This is a genomic window from Anaerotignum lactatifermentans DSM 14214 (assembly GCF_900142265.1).
Taxonomy (GTDB): domain Bacteria; phylum Bacillota; class Clostridia; order Lachnospirales; family Anaerotignaceae; genus Anaerotignum; species Anaerotignum lactatifermentans.
Genome location: NZ_FRAH01000040.1, coordinates 15,997 through 30,632, shown reverse-complemented (window position 1 = coordinate 30,632; position 14,636 = coordinate 15,997). Strand labels below are relative to the sequence as shown.

Genomic DNA, 14,636 nt, shown 5'->3' with positions numbered 1-14,636 from the left:
AACTAGTGGTTTGATCAACCCCTAGAAGGGGTATTACGTGCCAACCCCTAAAAGGGGCATCGAAAAATATCATCGCATTTATTTGCACTGCAACCTGTAAACAGGTACTATAATTGAGAATACAGTATGTTAATTTAATATTGCATATCTATCCTTCATTTGATAATTAGTAAATCCATAGTAATTATCATTCAAAAAAAATATACTAAAGTATTTTATTTACCCCTAGTAGAACTAGGGGTTTTGTTAAGCTAAAGCACCCAACAAAAAAGCTGAAATCCATACAAAGGATTTCAGCTTTCTTATTTTCATTGAGATTTTATTCTCCATCGCAATTCGGGCACTTTTCTTATGCCCATAAAATAGCGATTTCCGTCAGCACGGTTTCTTCTTCATCAAAAATGAATGTGATGGTTTCCCACTCGCCGTCTTTTTCTTCCACAAAAGTTTTGGTATGCACCACATCACCTCTGCGGCATTCCTTTCGGTATACCACACGGATGTCCTTCAGTGTCATGCCGTCATAAATTTCATCAGGCACATCATCCAATGCCCATTCCAGATATTTCACGTTATTGGCATGACCATTGGTATCCGTATCTCTGCGGGTCACCGTAAATCTCTGCTGTGCCGCAGGTTCCCCTTCGGGCATCGGCGGCATACGGAACTTTTCCCCTTCAATGGCAGGGGGCTGGTTGGTGCCGTATTTCTCAATCATGTCATCGGGCACATTGGTGGGTTTGCGCTTTGCAAAATCCATGTAAATCCAGCGGGACATACCATCGGCAATCTTTTCTCCCTTTTCATCAAAGAGGTAATATCCTCTTTCTGCCTGCATTTTCCGGCATTTGTTGCTCCATGTTTCCAGCCGGATGGTTTCCCTGTGAGCAGGCATACGATATACCATAATATGCCAGTTGATAACTGCCCAGCCACACTGAAGCTCCGCCAGATAGTCCAAGGTATAACCCAGTGTATCTGAGTGGTCAATGGCCGCATTTTGCAGGGCAGACAGCAGCGCTGCCGGAGAAAGGGTCCCTTTCTGGTCTACCTGATAATAATTGATGGTCTGTTCTTCCGCATATCCTTTGCGTTCCATAAAAAACCTTCCTTTCCGGCAGTTCTTACAGCATCGGAGAAATGAGCCTTGCCACGGCTTCTTTCACCTTGAACCACCATCTTCTTCTGTAATACCATTCTCTGGTGATCTCTACAGAGCTTTTCAAATCGTTCAAAAAGTCCTGTTCCAGTTCTCTGGTAAAAGCGGCATCATACAAAAAGGCGTTGACTTCAAAGTTCAGGTCAAAACTGCGGATATCCATATTGGCTGTGCCTACAGAGGACATTTTCCCGTCGATGCACAAACTCTTGGAATGGATGAAACCTCTTTCGTACTGATAACATCTCACGCCTGCTTCCAACAGCTGTCCCAAATAGGACATACTTGCCCAGTATACAAAGAAATGGTCTGGGTTGCCGGGAATCAGTATCCGCACATCCAGCCCGGAAAGAGCTGCCACCCGCAGAGCTTCGAAAATACCGTCGTCAGGTACAAAGTAAGGCGTTGTCAGATAAATATGATGCTCCGCTTCATTGATCATTTTAAAATAGCCGTTGTGTACGTTATGCCATTTGGTATCAGGACCGCTGGAAACAATCTGCATACGGATGCCTTCCGTCTGTTCTCTGAGCGGGAAATACCGCTGTTCCAACTGGACAGCGCCATAACGTGTGGTAAAATTCCAGTCTTTGATAAAACGAATCTGCATCTGGTCGATGGCGTCGCCTACCACCCGCAGGTGGGTATCCCGCCAAGGACCATAGCGTTTGACAATGCCAAGATATTCATCGCCTACGTTAAAGCCGCCGATATAGCCCACTTTCCCGTCGATGATACAAAGCTTTCTGTGGTTGCGGTAGTTGATACGCACAATGAATGGCGGCAAAAACGCCGCTGTGTATCCGCCTGCTGCGTGCAGTTTGTCAAAAAAGTCTTTGGGCAGTCTGGAATTCCCCATGCCGTCATAAAGCAGACGCACTTCCACGCCTTCCTCTGCTTTTTTCGTCAGTTCCTCCACCAGACGGGTGCCCAGCTTGTCCCCACGCCAGATATAATATTCCAGATGGATAAATTCCTTTGCCTGACGAATGTCACGGACAAGCGCCTCAAATTTGTCAGCCCCAGTGATAAACCGTGTCACCTTATTGTTGAATGTCATCCAGTTGCCGGAGTTCAAATGCAGATAAGCAAGGTCTGTCAGATATTCCGCATCCACCAGTCTGCCGCCTTTTTCGATGATTTCTTTCTGGGCTTTTACCCTGCCCACACATCGCTCATCCTGGAGCAGATATTTGTAATAAACCTCTCGGTCATACTCCTCTTTCACCCGGAACATTTTTTCCCGTTTGCTGTTCCTGCCGAAGATCATGTAAATGACGAATCCAAACACCGGGATGAACAGCAGCACAAAAAGCCACGCCCAGCTGCTGGCAGGATTTCTTCGTTCAAAAAACACCACAAAGCCAGCCAAAATCACGTTGATGACCAAAATCCCAATGGCGATATACGCCAGAATGGAAACAATCTCCATAGACTTCCCCCTTTCTTTCCAAATATAAAATATGAGAAATTCAAATAAAATTCCATAATATAGTATACGCAAAATACGTCTTGACCGCAAGTTGAGGTGCAGCAAAAATTTTGAAAATTTTCACTTTTCCACTTCCCTATTCTTCTAATCTCTGATACAATAGAGTGACGTGAGAAATACAAAGGAAAAGCCTTTTGGGCTTTTTACTGCAAGGAGGAACATTTTGTGAACATTAACGCATCCGATATCATCATCATCGCACTGATTGTTGTGGCTGCTCTGCTGGCAGGCGCTTATTATCTGAATAAAAAGACCATGCGCCGCATGATCCAGGCACAGGATTTCATCGACCAGAACCGTATGACTGTACAGGCGTTCATCATCGACAAAAAACAGGAAAAACCTTCCCCTACCAACCTGCCTAAAGCTGTTTTCGATCAGCTGCCCAAAATGGCAAAAATGCGTAAGGCAAATCTGGTAAAAGCAAAAATTGGTCCCCAGATTGTGACACTGATGTGTGATAAACCCGTTTACGAAGTACTGCCCGTGAAAAAATCCCTGAAAGTAGACATTGCAGGCATGTATATCGTCAGCGTAACCGGTATGAATCTGGCTGATAAGAAAAAGAAAACATTCACAGAAAAAATGACCACACGTATGAACAATGTGGTTTCCGATCAGTCCCAGAAAACAAAAAACAAAAAATAAGCAAACAAAAAGCTGAAATCTTAAAAGATTTCAGCTTTCTTTTTTTGTAGCGTTTTTAGTCTTCCATGGGACGGATTTCCGCGCCAAAAGGCATCAATGCCAGGGCGGCAAATTTGAAATGCTGCAAACCAAAGGGAATCCCGATGATGGTCAGGCAGCTGCCCACGCCCATGGCAATGGAGCTAATGCAAAGACCCAGCCCGCCCAGCAATATCCAGATGACATTCAAAAGGACAGAGCCGGAAGACATGTTTCCGAAATAGACTTTCTTACCAAAGGGCATCAGAATCAGCTTCGCAAACTTGAAACACTGCAAGCCCACGGGAATACCCACGACTGTAATACAACACAATACACCAGCCAACATCCAGCATAATGCGGAGAGCAGACCGCCAAATATGATCCACAGGATGTTCAGCAATACATTGATGATAGACATTTCATTCCTCCTTTTCATTACTTTTTCGATAATATGCTACAACTTTTTCATAATCTCTTTCTTCCAGAGCCTTCCGCCCTTCTTCCGACAAGCGGTACACGCCTTTTTCCACTCGTTCAAACCAATGGTATACATTACTGCGGAGTATGGACATGTACTTTTCTTCCAGACCCATTTCCCGCAATTCTCCATATGTAATGGCTTCTCTGTTTTCCAGAATACAGCACAGATGCAGTGCTTTTTCCCGATAAGCCGTCACGATTTTCCTGCGGTTCATGCCGCCCGTATTGGCAGAAACCTGTCTGTTTTCCAGTTCCACTTGCAGCCGTTCCCGTTTCTTTCTGTTTTTCCACGCCAAGCTGTCCGAGGGCGTCAACACCACATCTACGGTCTTGAGGGGACTGTCCAATGCCACTGTCAGCAGACCAATTTCCAGTCGTTTCAGCAGTTTCAGCATATTCTTCCAGCTTTTCTCCCTCTGTCCCTTCTGGGGACGAGGAATGGCAACAAAGACCTGCTCCGTCAGACTCTGGCGGTCTAATGCCTGATAGACCAGCTTCAGCTGAAAGGACTTTTTCAGTTCTACAATGATCAGTTCCCCATCTTTTTCCGCCGCAATGTCACAGTCTTTCACTTCTGCCTGCACCCGATAGCCTTCTTCCTCCAGAAAGCGGCAGACAGGCTCGTATAAATCTGTTTCCGCAAATGTCATGCCTGTTTTCCTTTCGCCATAAAGGCTTCAATTTCTTCTACGGTCTTAATCATGTCTTTTGTCATGATTTCGCAGCCTTCTTCTGTTACCAGAGCGTCATCCTCAATGCGGATGCCAATGCCCCATTCTTCAATATACAGCCCCGGTTCCACCGTCAGTACCATGCCCGGCTGGAGCACACGTTCTGTGTACCGTCCAATGTCATGGGTTTCCGCACCCAGATAATGGCTCACGCCATGGTAGTAGTATTTTGCCACATCCGCCATGGTTTTCACCAGTCCGATTTCTTTCAAGGCTTCCAGATAGTGTTCTTTCAGGATTTCATTCAAACGGGAGAAAGGCTGACCGGGACGAATGGCATCAATGACTTTCTGCTGTCCTTCCAGCACAATATTGTAAACCAGTTTCTGACGTTCTGTGAATTTGCCGTTCACAGGGAAAGTACGGGAAATATCCCCATTGTACCAATCCACCTGTGCGCCGCAGTCCACCAGCAGCAGGTCACCATCTTTGGTCTGACCGTTATTTTTGGTATAGTGCAGGATGGTACCTCTCTCCCCAGCGGCAGCAATGGTCTGGAATGCTTTTTCTCTTGCGCCGTGCTGCATGAGGGTGAAATCAAAATGGGCTTCGATTTCATATTCCATCATACCGGGGCGGGCATTTGCCATCATGGCTTCCACACCCATTCTGGTAATATCCATGGCTTTCCGCATTTTTTCCAGTTCGTAAGGCTCTTTAATCAGACGCAAATCGCCAAAAATGGGATACAAATCCCCCACCGCCATAGCAGGGTATTTTTCCCGCAGTTCCTTGGCAAAACCCAGCGCAGGTGTCAGCACATCATCCCATTCCCGATGTTCCAAGTCCAGATAAATCTTTGTGATGTTGTTGCGGAACACCATCTGGGCAAAATCATCGGTGAACGCATCAATGGGGCGAATGTCTGTCATACCACTGATTTCTTCCGCTTCTTCTGTTGTCATGTTTGCCCCTACCCATTTGGCAAGGATGCCGTTATCTCTGGGAATGAACAGGGTTTCCTGCAAACCGCCGCCGATTTTTGCCATCAGGAATACGCAGTTTTCCCGTTCCACCCCTGTCACATAGTAGAAATTACGGTCAGGAGAAAAAGGATAATACTCATCCCCGCGCTTCAAAGGTGCTTTCCCCGCAAAAAGTACAGCAGCACTGCCTTCTTCCAGTCTGGCTGCCAGTTTTCTTCTGTTATCTATGAAAAACCGTTCTGTCATGTCATTTCCTCCTTAAATATCCTACCAAAAAACTTTGAATTTTTTATGATGAAATTCTTACAAATTCCTTTGTGCAAAAAAACGCACATTTCCTTGAAAATGTCATTTCTCTATATTAGAATTGTAGCAAGGAACGAAAAAAATGCAAGTCTGAACAAAAGAAAAGGAAAAGAGGGATACGATTGAATAAAGAATGGAAATTTGCCTTTGAAAAAACCATCCCTGTTCTGGCAGGATACCTTTCCATCGGCATTGCCTTTGGTCTTTTGATGCAGAACATGGGATACAACGTCTTTTGGGCGCTGCTCATTTCCCTGATACTATACGCAGGCTCCATGCAGTTTGTACTGCTCCAATTTCTCACGGGCGGCACATCGCTCATTACCGTTGCCATCATGACTTTGCTGGTAAACAGTCGTCACCTGTTCTACGGTCTGTCTTTCATCGACACCTTCCGCAGCATGGGCAAGAAATATCTGTATATGGTACATTCCCTGACGGATGAAACTTATTCCCTGCTCTGCTCCTATGAACCACAGGAAGGTCTGGACACCAAAAAAGTCATGTTCCTTATGAGTATTTTCGACCACTGTTACTGGCTCATTGGTACTGCTTTAGGTTCCCTTGCCGGCAGCCTCATTACCTTTGACACCACAGGCATTGACTTTGCCATGACTGCTCTGTTTACCGTCATTTTCATCGAACAGTGGAAAGGTGCCAAAAGCCATATCCCCGCTTTGACAGGAATCATTGCCGGTATTGGCTGTTTACTGGTGTTCGGTCCCGACAACTTTATCCTGCCCACACTGCTCATCAGCGTTGCCGTTTTGATGGCACTGAAAAGCCGGATTCTGGCAAAAGAACAGGAGGAATGATTATGATTACATCTACACAAACGCTCGCCATCATCCTGACGGCTTCCATCTGTACCTTTCTGATTCGTGTGGCACCCTTTGCCATATTCGCAGGCAGAGAAATCCCTGCCCCTGTGCAATATCTGGGAAAAGTCCTTCCAGCTACAGTCATGGCGTTATTGGTGGTCTACTGCTTAAAAAGCACCACTTTTTCCGCACCTTCCGGCTTCCTGCCTCAGTTTATCGCCGTGGCAGTGGTGGCAGTGCTCCATCTTTGGAAAGGCAAAACATTGCTGAGCATCGTGGGCGGTACGGTCTGTTATATGATATTGGTGCAGGTGGTTTTTCCTGCGTAAAAGAAAATCACGAGATATCTTCATAAGAAAACAAAAAAGCCGAAATCCTTATCAAACAAAGGATTTTGGCTTTCTTATTTTATCTGTTATGTTTTGCCAAAGGGAAATTGCTTTTGATTGTCACAAAATCAAAAAACCGTATATCCTTTTTCTGCGAAGAACCCTTTCAGTTCCTTTTCTTTGGCTTCTGCTCTGCCCTGCACCGCTTCGGGCTTGCCGCCGCCTTTGCTGCCAAAGGCTTCTTTCATTTCCGCCGCCATGGGACGCATATCTTCTGTGCGGCTCATGAGTACAAAGGCATACCCTGTGCCGGCAGGGGCAAAGACTGCCGCTGTGCCGCCGGTTTTATCCAAAATGGTATCTGCCAGATGCACCATATCCTTAGAATCAAAGTCTGTGGCAAATACACAGGCTTTGGGTGTTTCGCCCACTTTTTCCGCAATGTTGTTGATTTTTTCCCATTTCATACGGCTAATGATCTGTTTCAGTTCATCCCGTTCTTTCAAAAGGGCTTCTGTTGCCTTTGCAATTTTTCCGGTGGGTACGGAAAGCAGTTCGGAAATGGCCGCCGCATTTTCTGTTTTTTCGTCATAATCCGCCAATGCACGCATACCGCAGACGATTTCCAGTCTGGTGCCGCCTTTGTAATTCTGGGCAGAAAGAATCTTCACCATGCCAATTTCTCCGGCTTTCTGCACATGGGTGCCGCAGCATGCACAGCAGTCATATTCCCCAATGGCCATGATGCGCACTTTTCCTTCCAGTGCCTTTTTGCTGCGGTATTCCAGCTTTTCCAGTTCTTCTTTGGAAGGATAGGTAACTTTGGAAGCCACATTCCGCCAGATAGCTTCGTTGGCAGTCCGTTCCAGCACAGGCAGGTCTTCCGCAGGGATTTTTGTATTGAAGTCAATCAAAATGGCATCTTTCCCCATATGGAAGCCCACGTTGTCACAGCCATATTTTCCGCAGATGATACCAGAAAGGATATGTTCGCCGGAGTGGTTCTGCATCAGGTCAAAACGATGGTTCCAGTCAATATGGCCTTCCACTTCTGCCCCCACTTCCAGAAGTTTGTCGGTGATATGAGAAATCACGCCGTCTTTTTCCCGAACGTCTGTTACCTTTGCGCCGCCCAGTGTGCCAATGTCCGCAGGCTGTCCGCCGCCTTCTGGGTAAAAGTAAGTGCCTTCCAGCACCACAGCAAAGTTTTTGCCCTTGGGGTCGCAGGATACCACCTTGCCTACAAAATCCATGGTATAAGCATTGTCATAATATAATTTCACGGTTTCCATGTTGTTCCTCCTTACTCTCCCGTACAACGGGGGCTTGTCATTTCAAAGCGTTCGTCAATATTTTCTTCTCCCCACTGGCACATAAGCTCCAATATGGGAAAAAGGGATTTGCCCTTTTCCGTCAGGGAATATTCTACCCGGGGCGGCACCTCCGCATAGGCTTTCCGCAGGATCAGCCCATCGGCTTCCAGCTCTCTGAGCTGATTTGTCAGGGTTTTCTGGGAAACGGTGCGGATGTTTGCCATCAATTCCCCAAAGCGCAAGGTGCCCTCCTCTGCCAATATGTAGAGGATCAAGGGCTTGCATTTGCCGCCAATCATTTTGAGGGTGACTTCCATTTCACAGCCCACCTGAATTTTCTTTGTCATAGTTACCTTCCTTTCCCTAAGGGCAAAAAAAGTGCCTGATTGACAGGGATTTCTCTCTTTGTTACAGTTTCTATACAGTAATTTATACACTTAGGATACATTTGTCAAGTAAAGGAGATTTTCATATGAAAACAAGACGTTTCGGCAAAACAAATGCCATGATTTCCGAAATCGGACTGGGCACCTGGCAGTTAGGCACCAAATGGGGGGAACCTTTCTGCGCAGAAGAAGCCCAGAAAATTCTGGATGCAGCTTACGACAGCGGCATCACATTTCTGGATACGGCAGACATCTACAACGACGGCAACAGTGAGCTTGCCATTTCCAAAATCCTGAAAGCTCATCCTGACCACTTCTTCGTGACAACCAAAATCGGCAGAGGGCTGAACCCACACACAGCGGAAGGCTACAACAAAGACTCCGTTGTCCGCTTCACTGACGGCTGCCTGTCCCGTTTGGGCATGGAAAAACTGGATTTGGTGCTGCTCCACTGCCCGCCCACTTCTGTTTACCAGAAAGACGAAGTTTTTGACGCTCTGGAAAATCTGAAAAGTGCAGGCAAAATTGCCCATTACGGCGTCAGCATCGAAAAAGTATCTGAAGGCATTGCCGCCATGGAATACGACATTTCCGCTATGGAAGTGATTTTCAATATGTTCCGCCAGAAACCCATTGAGGAATTGTTCCCTGCCGCCCAGAAAAAAGATGTGGGTATCATTGCCCGTGTGCCTCTGGCAAGCGGTCTTTTGCCAGGGAAATTATCCAAAGACACCGTCTTTGGCAAAAACGACCACCGTTTCTACAACCGCAACGGAGAAGCCTTTGACAAGGGCGAAACCTTCTCCGGCGTGGATTATGAATCGGGTCTGACAGCTGTATCGGAACTGAAAGCCCTGCTGGGTACAGAAAACCTCATTCCTTACGCTCTGCGTTGGATTCTCATGCATGAGGCTGTCAGCGTAGTCATCCCCGGCGCCAGCAAAACCGCACAGGTGCTCCAGAATGTGAAAGCGGCAGAACTGCCCGACCTGACACCGGAACAGATGGCAGGGGTCAAAGCCATTTATGATAAATATATTCGCCCCACTGTACACCATTTGTGGTAAAAAACATTCCCTTTTTGGTGCTTCTTCATAAGAAAACAAAGAAAGCTGAAATCTTCGCTAGTACAAAAGATTTCAGCTTTCTTATTTTTATAGGATTTTATCCGGTATGTTTTCTTCTGAAGATAGCCGTCGCAGTTTCCCTTAAGAAATGGGACAAAAGTCAAACAGTGTTTTCTTAAGAGAAACTGCTGTAGGGAATGGCTTTTGTTTTATTATTTCCGTTTTTTCTGCCATACATGAATGAGAATCACAACAACCACCACAAGAATAATGATGGGTGCAAAGAAACGCAATGTCATTTGAAAATAAGGACTTTTCAGGGTACTGATGAAATTCTGAAAACCATTTTCGTCAATGGTAATGCGGAGGTTTTCTTCCGGCAAAGTATCAGAAGTGTAGACATATTCCCGTTCTGCCACTTTCTCAAAAGGCAGACTGCTCTCCACCAGCACAGGCATATCCTTATCCAGATAAAGCCGAATGGTCAGGTCAGAAAAGTCCTTCCACATGGCGGCTGGTGCCAGATAATATTCCAGTTCTCCTCGTTTGGCATTGAAATCCAATTCCGGATACCCGCCTAGATTGTAGTCATAAGAAACCACAACAGAATAAGTTTCTTGTGGCTGGAAATCCATTTGGAATGTAACGGTATCCACGGTGCGGTCAGGGTCTAAATTGGCAACTTCTTCTGTAGTCAAAACTGTGTATCGCCAGTCATCAGTAACAATTTTCGTACTGCCGTTCATGCCATACCGCTGAACAGACACATCCGCCTGTTTTCCATTGACTGTTACCGTCACGCCTCTTTCTTCCATATTGGGCGAAAGGAACATGGAAGATATGGAAAGAGCTTCGTCGGTAGTATTTTTCATTTCATAAGTGGCTGTGATATGGGCGTCAGGTCCTTTTACCACAATTTCCAAATCTTCTGACAGTACGGCAATTTCATCATTTTTCTCAAAGGTAATGGCAGAGCCCACATCTGCATCCTCCGGCGCAGCCATATTGGCAAAAGCCCTCTGGGGAACCATGCAGACAAATGCCAGCAATACAACAAAAACAAAACTTTTCTTTCTCATATCTTTTCCCCCTTTCCTGCTCTTTATAGTTTCATGGTATCACAGAAAAGTACCCATAGGCAATATACCTTTTTGCACAGAAAAAGCACCTGCACAGCGGCTTCCTCTTAAGAAAACATTGGTTTTCTGTTTGATTGATTTCTTAAAGGGAATTGCAACGGCTGTCTTCAGAAGAAAACACACCAAATATCCTCTCCATAAAAATAAGAAAGCTGAAATTCTTTGTTTTGATAAGGATTTCAGCTTTCTTTGTTTTCTTATGAAAATGCCCCTAAGCGTATAGATGCTTTTTGCTATATCTGATTTTGTTATTCTGTTGTATCTGTTTTTTCTTCCTGCTTTGGCATGGATAATCTTCGCCGCCGTCTGAAATATAGCAGATATCCAAAGCTCAAAAGGAAGATGCCGCCGCAGACAGCCAACGCTGGTGCCGCATCCTGCCATGTAACACGGGACATGGCTCCCATGGGACCACTGCCGCGCTGCCCCTGTTCTCCACGCTGGGGCATATCTCCCATTTGTTCTGGAACTCTCTGGGTTTGGTCGTTTGCTTCTGCTGTATCACTTTGAGCTGTGTCGGCAGTCTGTTCGGTTCCTTCCGTCATTTCCGGCGGCTGTCCTGCCATTTCTCCCGGAACTTTCTGGGTTTGGTCACTCGCTTCTGCTGTATCAGTCTGTTCGGTTTCTTCCATCATTTCCGGTGGCTGTCCTGCCATATCTCCCATTTGTTCTGGAACTCTCTGGGTTTGGTCGTCTGCCGTATCGCCAGCAGTCTGTTCGGTATCCTGCATGCCTCCAAAATCCTCACCGGGGCGTTTTCCACCGCCGCCTGCTGCCGCCGCTACAAAGGAGCTGGTATTGAATGTAGGTTCGCCCCCTGCCAGCTGGTTTTCAATACTTTCTGCCATGGAAACGGCAAAATAAACCAGAGAATTGGGGTCTGTTGAATCGGCGGAAGATGCTTCCAGAAATTCGTCATAGGTAAAGAAGGCAGTAGCGTCTTTTTCCACATAAGGCGCGATCATTTCCGCTGTTTCGCTGACGATCTGGCTCATATAAGCCTCTGTGAAATAAGTTTCCGCGATTTCTGCCAGATAGCTTTCATACTGGGCAAGAAGGACATCCTGAGAAAGCAATGTATCCACTAAGGGCTTTTCATTGCCGCCGCCCATGCCTTCTGGTCGTTCCATGCCTTCCGGCATATCCATTCCCATATTGTCAGGTCGTTCCATGCCTTCTGGCATCTGTGCTGTCTGTTCTTCTCCAGCGTTTTCTCCTGCCGCTGTCTGGGCTTCTGCATTTTCCATGTCGCCTCGTCTGCCGCCGCCCATGCCCATGGACTGACTGGTAGGCTCATAAATATCCACTTCACCGCCGCCAAAACCGCCAAAGGAATAGTTATAATCCCAAGGCACAATGGTAAAGCGTCCATCCTGTTCATAGAGATAATAGTTGTGGGTGGTGTTGCCCAAATAGCTGTCATAGTTCGCCAACGCCACATTTGCCGCCAGATACTGGAGCACTTCGTCCACGTCCAGCACATCTTCCAGCCCTTCTCCCGACTCCAGCGCCTTCATCAAATCCAGAATGGCAGAGCCGTCAGAAGTTTCCTCATTTGTTTTCAGCACCAGACCGGGATATTCTGACATGTCATCCCCACGGTAGACCAAATCCGCACCAGTGCCGTCTGGTTTATACAAGTCTCCGGTGCTGTCCCCGAAGGTACGTTCCAGAAAGACTTCGTCAATGGGTTCCACTGCCAGATACAAGCCCCATTCTTCCCCGTTGATGGTGATATGGGTATAGCTGGTGGCAGGGACGGGAATACCCATTTCACCCATGATGCGATAGGAAATATATTCCCGCATGTAGCTGGCATCCCCATAGTTGTTATTCAGATTCAGCTTTTTCAAGCCGTAGTAATTTTTACCGTCATTGAAATAATCAAAATCTATCTTAAAACTGTAGCGGTCAGAATCGGAGGACGCTACCGAAGTCAGGGTGTTATCGCCCTTTGTCCGCAGTGCCACATTGGACAGGGTTTCCCCGTTGATAGTCACATCCACGGCGTAATAAGTTTCTTCCAGTGGATTTTCCACCAGATCCGCCCAATCTTCCTCGCTGATTTCAATATTGATCTCATTGACGACACCTTCCGCAAAAAGATTATCCAGATAAGGATATTCCTTCGCTTCCGCGTCCTCTCGGGATACGATGCCAAAGACCAGAAAGGCAAAAACCACCAAAGCAAGTCCAGACAGCAAGAGAAATTTATATTCCCGCAGTCCTTTCATTGGCTTCGCCTCCTTTTACGCTGCGTAGTTGCCGTCATAACTTACCATGACCGCTGACTGCACCCCTGCCATGCGGCTGATTTCGTTGACAAAAGCACTTTCGCCGTTTTTGGGGCAGATTTCAAAAATCAGTTCAGTCCCCTGTCCGCCGGTGATGGTTTTAGACTTGAGGGTCATGCGTTTTACAACCTGCTGTACAAAGCTTGTCACTGCGCTTTCACCTTCCACGCTGTCCATACGGATGATAAGCAGGTAAGGGCTATCTGCCTGCTGACGGTTGGCAAATACCAGCAGGAAAATACCAATAATAGGGCATCCCAGAATTGCCAAAGGCAGCAAAGAAGCGCCACAAAGGATGCCTTCGCCGATTGCCCAGAACAAAAATACCAAATCCATGGGGTCTTTCACTGCCGTACGGAAACGCACGATAGACAGGGCACCTACCATACCCAAAGACAATACCACATTGCTGGTTACACCTTGGATGACCAGACAGGTCACCAGCAGTATGGCAATGAGGGATACGTTGAAGCTGCGGCTGTAAAGGACACCGCTGTATGTTTTCCGATATACAAAGTAAATAAATAAACCAATGAGGAATGCCGCTGCCAAAGAAAGCAGGGTATCCGTCAACGAAAAGCTGCTGAAGCTCTCCAAAAAGCTGCTCTTAAAAATGTCTTGAAATGTCATCTTCCGTTCTCTCCTATCTTGTTTTCATCGCTTGTATTTATGCTGCATATTTCTGTTTCATGTCTATTTTCTTTTTCTTACTGCCCATCAGCACATGATGCGGCAGGCTGCATATTTGGAAAAAGCCTGTTCTTTTGTTTTCACCGTCAGTAAGGTACGGTTCACAATATCCGGCAAATAATCGTCGTACTTCACTTCCATGACCACTCTGTCTGGAGAAATGGCTGGAATGGACGGCAAATTTTCTGAGAAAAATAACTGGGGCTGGTGGCAGCCGCGAATCCGTCTGTCAAATGTGACACGGACATTCCCCGGTGCGTAAGTCAGTGCCTCTCGGTCATAGTCCACAATAACCGTAGGGCGATAAATCCCCATCTGCATCCGCAGGTACAATTCCCGCACCAGTGCCCGTTCATCTTCTGCCATCCACCCAATGTCACCATCCAAAACCCTCTGGGTTTCCTCTGCCGTCACACGGCACTGGGTCTTATTGCCTGCATTGTAACGCTTGCTCTTTTTTTCCAGCCGAATAAAGCCAAAATTCCCGTCATAACAACGGATACGAAATTTCTCCCTTATGCCCACACCATCCAGTTTTTCTCTTAGGGCTTTGTTGTAGAAATTGTCGAAATACAGAGAACGCACCAGATATCCCGTCTTGCCTCCGTGGATATCCCGCTCCATAAATGCTGCCATACGCGCCGCCAGCATCCTGCTTTCTGCCGCTGCAACGGTATACTTCAGTTCCGCACGCCATTGTTCTTTCATCGCTCTCACCTCACATTCTGTATGTTTTAAAACCAATACAGCGTTTAGTATACGGGAAGATACTTAAATGGGTACTTAGGGAAAAATTAGAAAATCATGAGAATTGTAAACAATATGTGAACAAAA

General features: G+C 46.4%; 15 protein-coding genes. 4 read left to right on the top strand and 11 right to left on the bottom strand.

Annotation, left to right across the window (positions count from 1 at the left end):
- Window positions 1–349: 349 nt before the first annotated feature.
- Together BUB35_RS11185 and cls are read right to left on the bottom strand one after the other, a co-directional pair.
- Entirely contained in the window at window positions 350–1,099 is a 750-nt protein-coding gene (locus BUB35_RS11185; RefSeq protein ID WP_072851791.1) for an acyl-[acyl-carrier-protein] thioesterase, read from the bottom strand.
- A gap of 25 nt (window positions 1,100–1,124) precedes the next feature.
- Window positions 1,125–2,591: a cardiolipin synthase gene (gene cls / locus BUB35_RS11180; RefSeq protein ID WP_072851787.1), complete on the bottom strand. Its 1,467-nt coding sequence runs from the start codon at window positions 2,589–2,591 to the stop codon at window positions 1,125–1,127.
- Window positions 2,592–2,816: 225 nt separating this feature from the next.
- Between cls and BUB35_RS11175 the strand changes: the two genes are divergently transcribed.
- Window positions 2,817–3,299, top strand: coding sequence for a hypothetical protein (locus BUB35_RS11175; RefSeq protein WP_072851783.1), 483 nt, complete (start codon window positions 2,817–2,819; stop codon window positions 3,297–3,299).
- Between the two features lie 55 nt (window positions 3,300–3,354).
- Here the strand turns inward: BUB35_RS11175 and BUB35_RS11170 are convergent, their stop codons facing one another.
- From BUB35_RS11170 to BUB35_RS11160, 3 genes are read right to left on the bottom strand one after another with little or no spacing between them, the layout of a single operon-like run.
- Window positions 3,355–3,729 (bottom strand): YccF domain-containing protein, encoded by a 375-nt coding sequence (locus BUB35_RS11170; RefSeq protein WP_072851798.1) that lies wholly within the window; start codon window positions 3,727–3,729, stop codon window positions 3,355–3,357.
- A 10-nt stretch (window positions 3,730–3,739) separates the two neighbouring features.
- Window positions 3,740–4,450 (bottom strand): DUF2161 family putative PD-(D/E)XK-type phosphodiesterase, encoded by a 711-nt coding sequence (locus tag BUB35_RS11165; RefSeq protein ID WP_072851781.1) that lies wholly within the window; start codon window positions 4,448–4,450, stop codon window positions 3,740–3,742.
- The gene (locus BUB35_RS11160) at window positions 4,447–5,703 is read right to left on the bottom strand and encodes an aminopeptidase P N-terminal domain-containing protein (RefSeq protein WP_072851779.1); all 1,257 of its coding nucleotides are present in this window, start codon (window positions 5,701–5,703) and stop codon (window positions 4,447–4,449) included. Before BUB35_RS11160 ends, BUB35_RS11165 begins: the two co-directional genes overlap by 4 nt.
- Before the next feature lie 182 nt (window positions 5,704–5,885).
- On the opposite strand from BUB35_RS11160, the gene BUB35_RS11155 reads away from it, so the two are divergent.
- Together BUB35_RS11155 and BUB35_RS11150 are read left to right on the top strand one after the other, a co-directional pair.
- Complete coding sequence (locus BUB35_RS11155; RefSeq protein ID WP_072851777.1) at window positions 5,886–6,578, top strand: AzlC family ABC transporter permease; 693 nt, start codon at window positions 5,886–5,888, stop codon at window positions 6,576–6,578.
- Window positions 6,579–6,580: 2 nt separating this feature from the next.
- Entirely contained in the window at window positions 6,581–6,913 is a 333-nt protein-coding gene (locus BUB35_RS11150; RefSeq protein WP_072851775.1) for a branched-chain amino acid transporter permease, read from the top strand.
- A 128-nt stretch (window positions 6,914–7,041) separates the two neighbouring features.
- Here the strand turns inward: BUB35_RS11150 and BUB35_RS11145 are convergent, their stop codons facing one another.
- Both BUB35_RS11145 and BUB35_RS11140 read right to left on the bottom strand, forming a co-directional pair.
- The gene (locus tag BUB35_RS11145) at window positions 7,042–8,205 is read right to left on the bottom strand and encodes an alanyl-tRNA editing protein (RefSeq protein ID WP_072851773.1); all 1,164 of its coding nucleotides are present in this window, start codon (window positions 8,203–8,205) and stop codon (window positions 7,042–7,044) included.
- Window positions 8,206–8,216: 11 nt separating this feature from the next.
- Complete coding sequence (locus BUB35_RS11140; RefSeq protein WP_072851771.1) at window positions 8,217–8,573, bottom strand: winged helix-turn-helix transcriptional regulator; 357 nt, start codon at window positions 8,571–8,573, stop codon at window positions 8,217–8,219.
- Between the two features lie 125 nt (window positions 8,574–8,698).
- On the opposite strand from BUB35_RS11140, the gene BUB35_RS11135 reads away from it, so the two are divergent.
- Window positions 8,699–9,679, top strand: a complete 981-nt coding sequence (locus BUB35_RS11135) for an aldo/keto reductase (RefSeq protein ID WP_072851769.1) — start codon at window positions 8,699–8,701, stop codon at window positions 9,677–9,679.
- 212 nt (window positions 9,680–9,891) lie between these two features.
- On the opposite strand, the gene BUB35_RS11130 is transcribed toward BUB35_RS11135, so the two are convergent.
- The 4 genes from BUB35_RS11130 to BUB35_RS11115 form a co-directional block, all read right to left on the bottom strand.
- On the bottom strand, window positions 9,892–10,758 hold the full coding sequence (locus BUB35_RS11130) for a hypothetical protein (protein ID WP_072851767.1): 867 nt from the start codon (window positions 10,756–10,758) through the stop codon (window positions 9,892–9,894).
- 308 nt (window positions 10,759–11,066) lie between these two features.
- Window positions 11,067–13,052 carry a CotH kinase family protein gene (locus tag BUB35_RS11125; protein WP_072851765.1) on the bottom strand — a complete coding sequence of 662 codons (1,986 nt, stop codon included), beginning with the start codon at window positions 13,050–13,052 and terminating at the stop codon, window positions 11,067–11,069.
- Window positions 13,053–13,067: 15 nt separating this feature from the next.
- The gene (locus BUB35_RS11120) at window positions 13,068–13,742 is read right to left on the bottom strand and encodes a DUF4956 domain-containing protein (protein ID WP_072851763.1); all 675 of its coding nucleotides are present in this window, start codon (window positions 13,740–13,742) and stop codon (window positions 13,068–13,070) included.
- 87 nt (window positions 13,743–13,829) lie between these two features.
- Window positions 13,830–14,510 (bottom strand): polyphosphate polymerase domain-containing protein, encoded by a 681-nt coding sequence (locus BUB35_RS11115; RefSeq protein WP_072851762.1) that lies wholly within the window; start codon window positions 14,508–14,510, stop codon window positions 13,830–13,832.
- Window positions 14,511–14,636 lie beyond the last annotated feature (126 nt).

Bases quoted from the DNA above. Each gene is read 5' to 3' on its own strand.
- BUB35_RS11185 (WP_072851791.1), bottom strand. From the start codon at position 1,099: ATGGAACGCAAAGGATATGCGGAAGAACAGACCATCAATTATTATCAG.
- cls (WP_072851787.1), bottom strand. From the start codon at position 2,591: ATGGAGATTGTTTCCATTCTGGCGTATATCGCCATTGGGATTTTGGTC.
- BUB35_RS11165 (WP_072851781.1), bottom strand. From the start codon at position 4,450: ATGACATTTGCGGAAACAGATTTATACGAGCCTGTCTGCCGCTTTCTG.
- BUB35_RS11160 (WP_072851779.1), bottom strand. From the start codon at position 5,703: ATGACAGAACGGTTTTTCATAGATAACAGAAGAAAACTGGCAGCCAGA.
- BUB35_RS11150 (WP_072851775.1), top strand. From the start codon at position 6,581: ATGATTACATCTACACAAACGCTCGCCATCATCCTGACGGCTTCCATC.
- BUB35_RS11145 (WP_072851773.1), bottom strand. From the start codon at position 8,205: ATGGAAACCGTGAAATTATATTATGACAATGCTTATACCATGGATTTT.
- BUB35_RS11140 (WP_072851771.1), bottom strand. From the start codon at position 8,573: ATGACAAAGAAAATTCAGGTGGGCTGTGAAATGGAAGTCACCCTCAAA.
- BUB35_RS11135 (WP_072851769.1), top strand. From the start codon at position 8,699: ATGAAAACAAGACGTTTCGGCAAAACAAATGCCATGATTTCCGAAATC.
- BUB35_RS11130 (WP_072851767.1), bottom strand. From the start codon at position 10,758: ATGAGAAAGAAAAGTTTTGTTTTTGTTGTATTGCTGGCATTTGTCTGC.
- BUB35_RS11125 (WP_072851765.1), bottom strand. From the start codon at position 13,052: ATGAAAGGACTGCGGGAATATAAATTTCTCTTGCTGTCTGGACTTGCT.
- BUB35_RS11120 (WP_072851763.1), bottom strand. From the start codon at position 13,742: ATGACATTTCAAGACATTTTTAAGAGCAGCTTTTTGGAGAGCTTCAGC.
- BUB35_RS11115 (WP_072851762.1), bottom strand. From the start codon at position 14,510: ATGAAAGAACAATGGCGTGCGGAACTGAAGTATACCGTTGCAGCGGCA.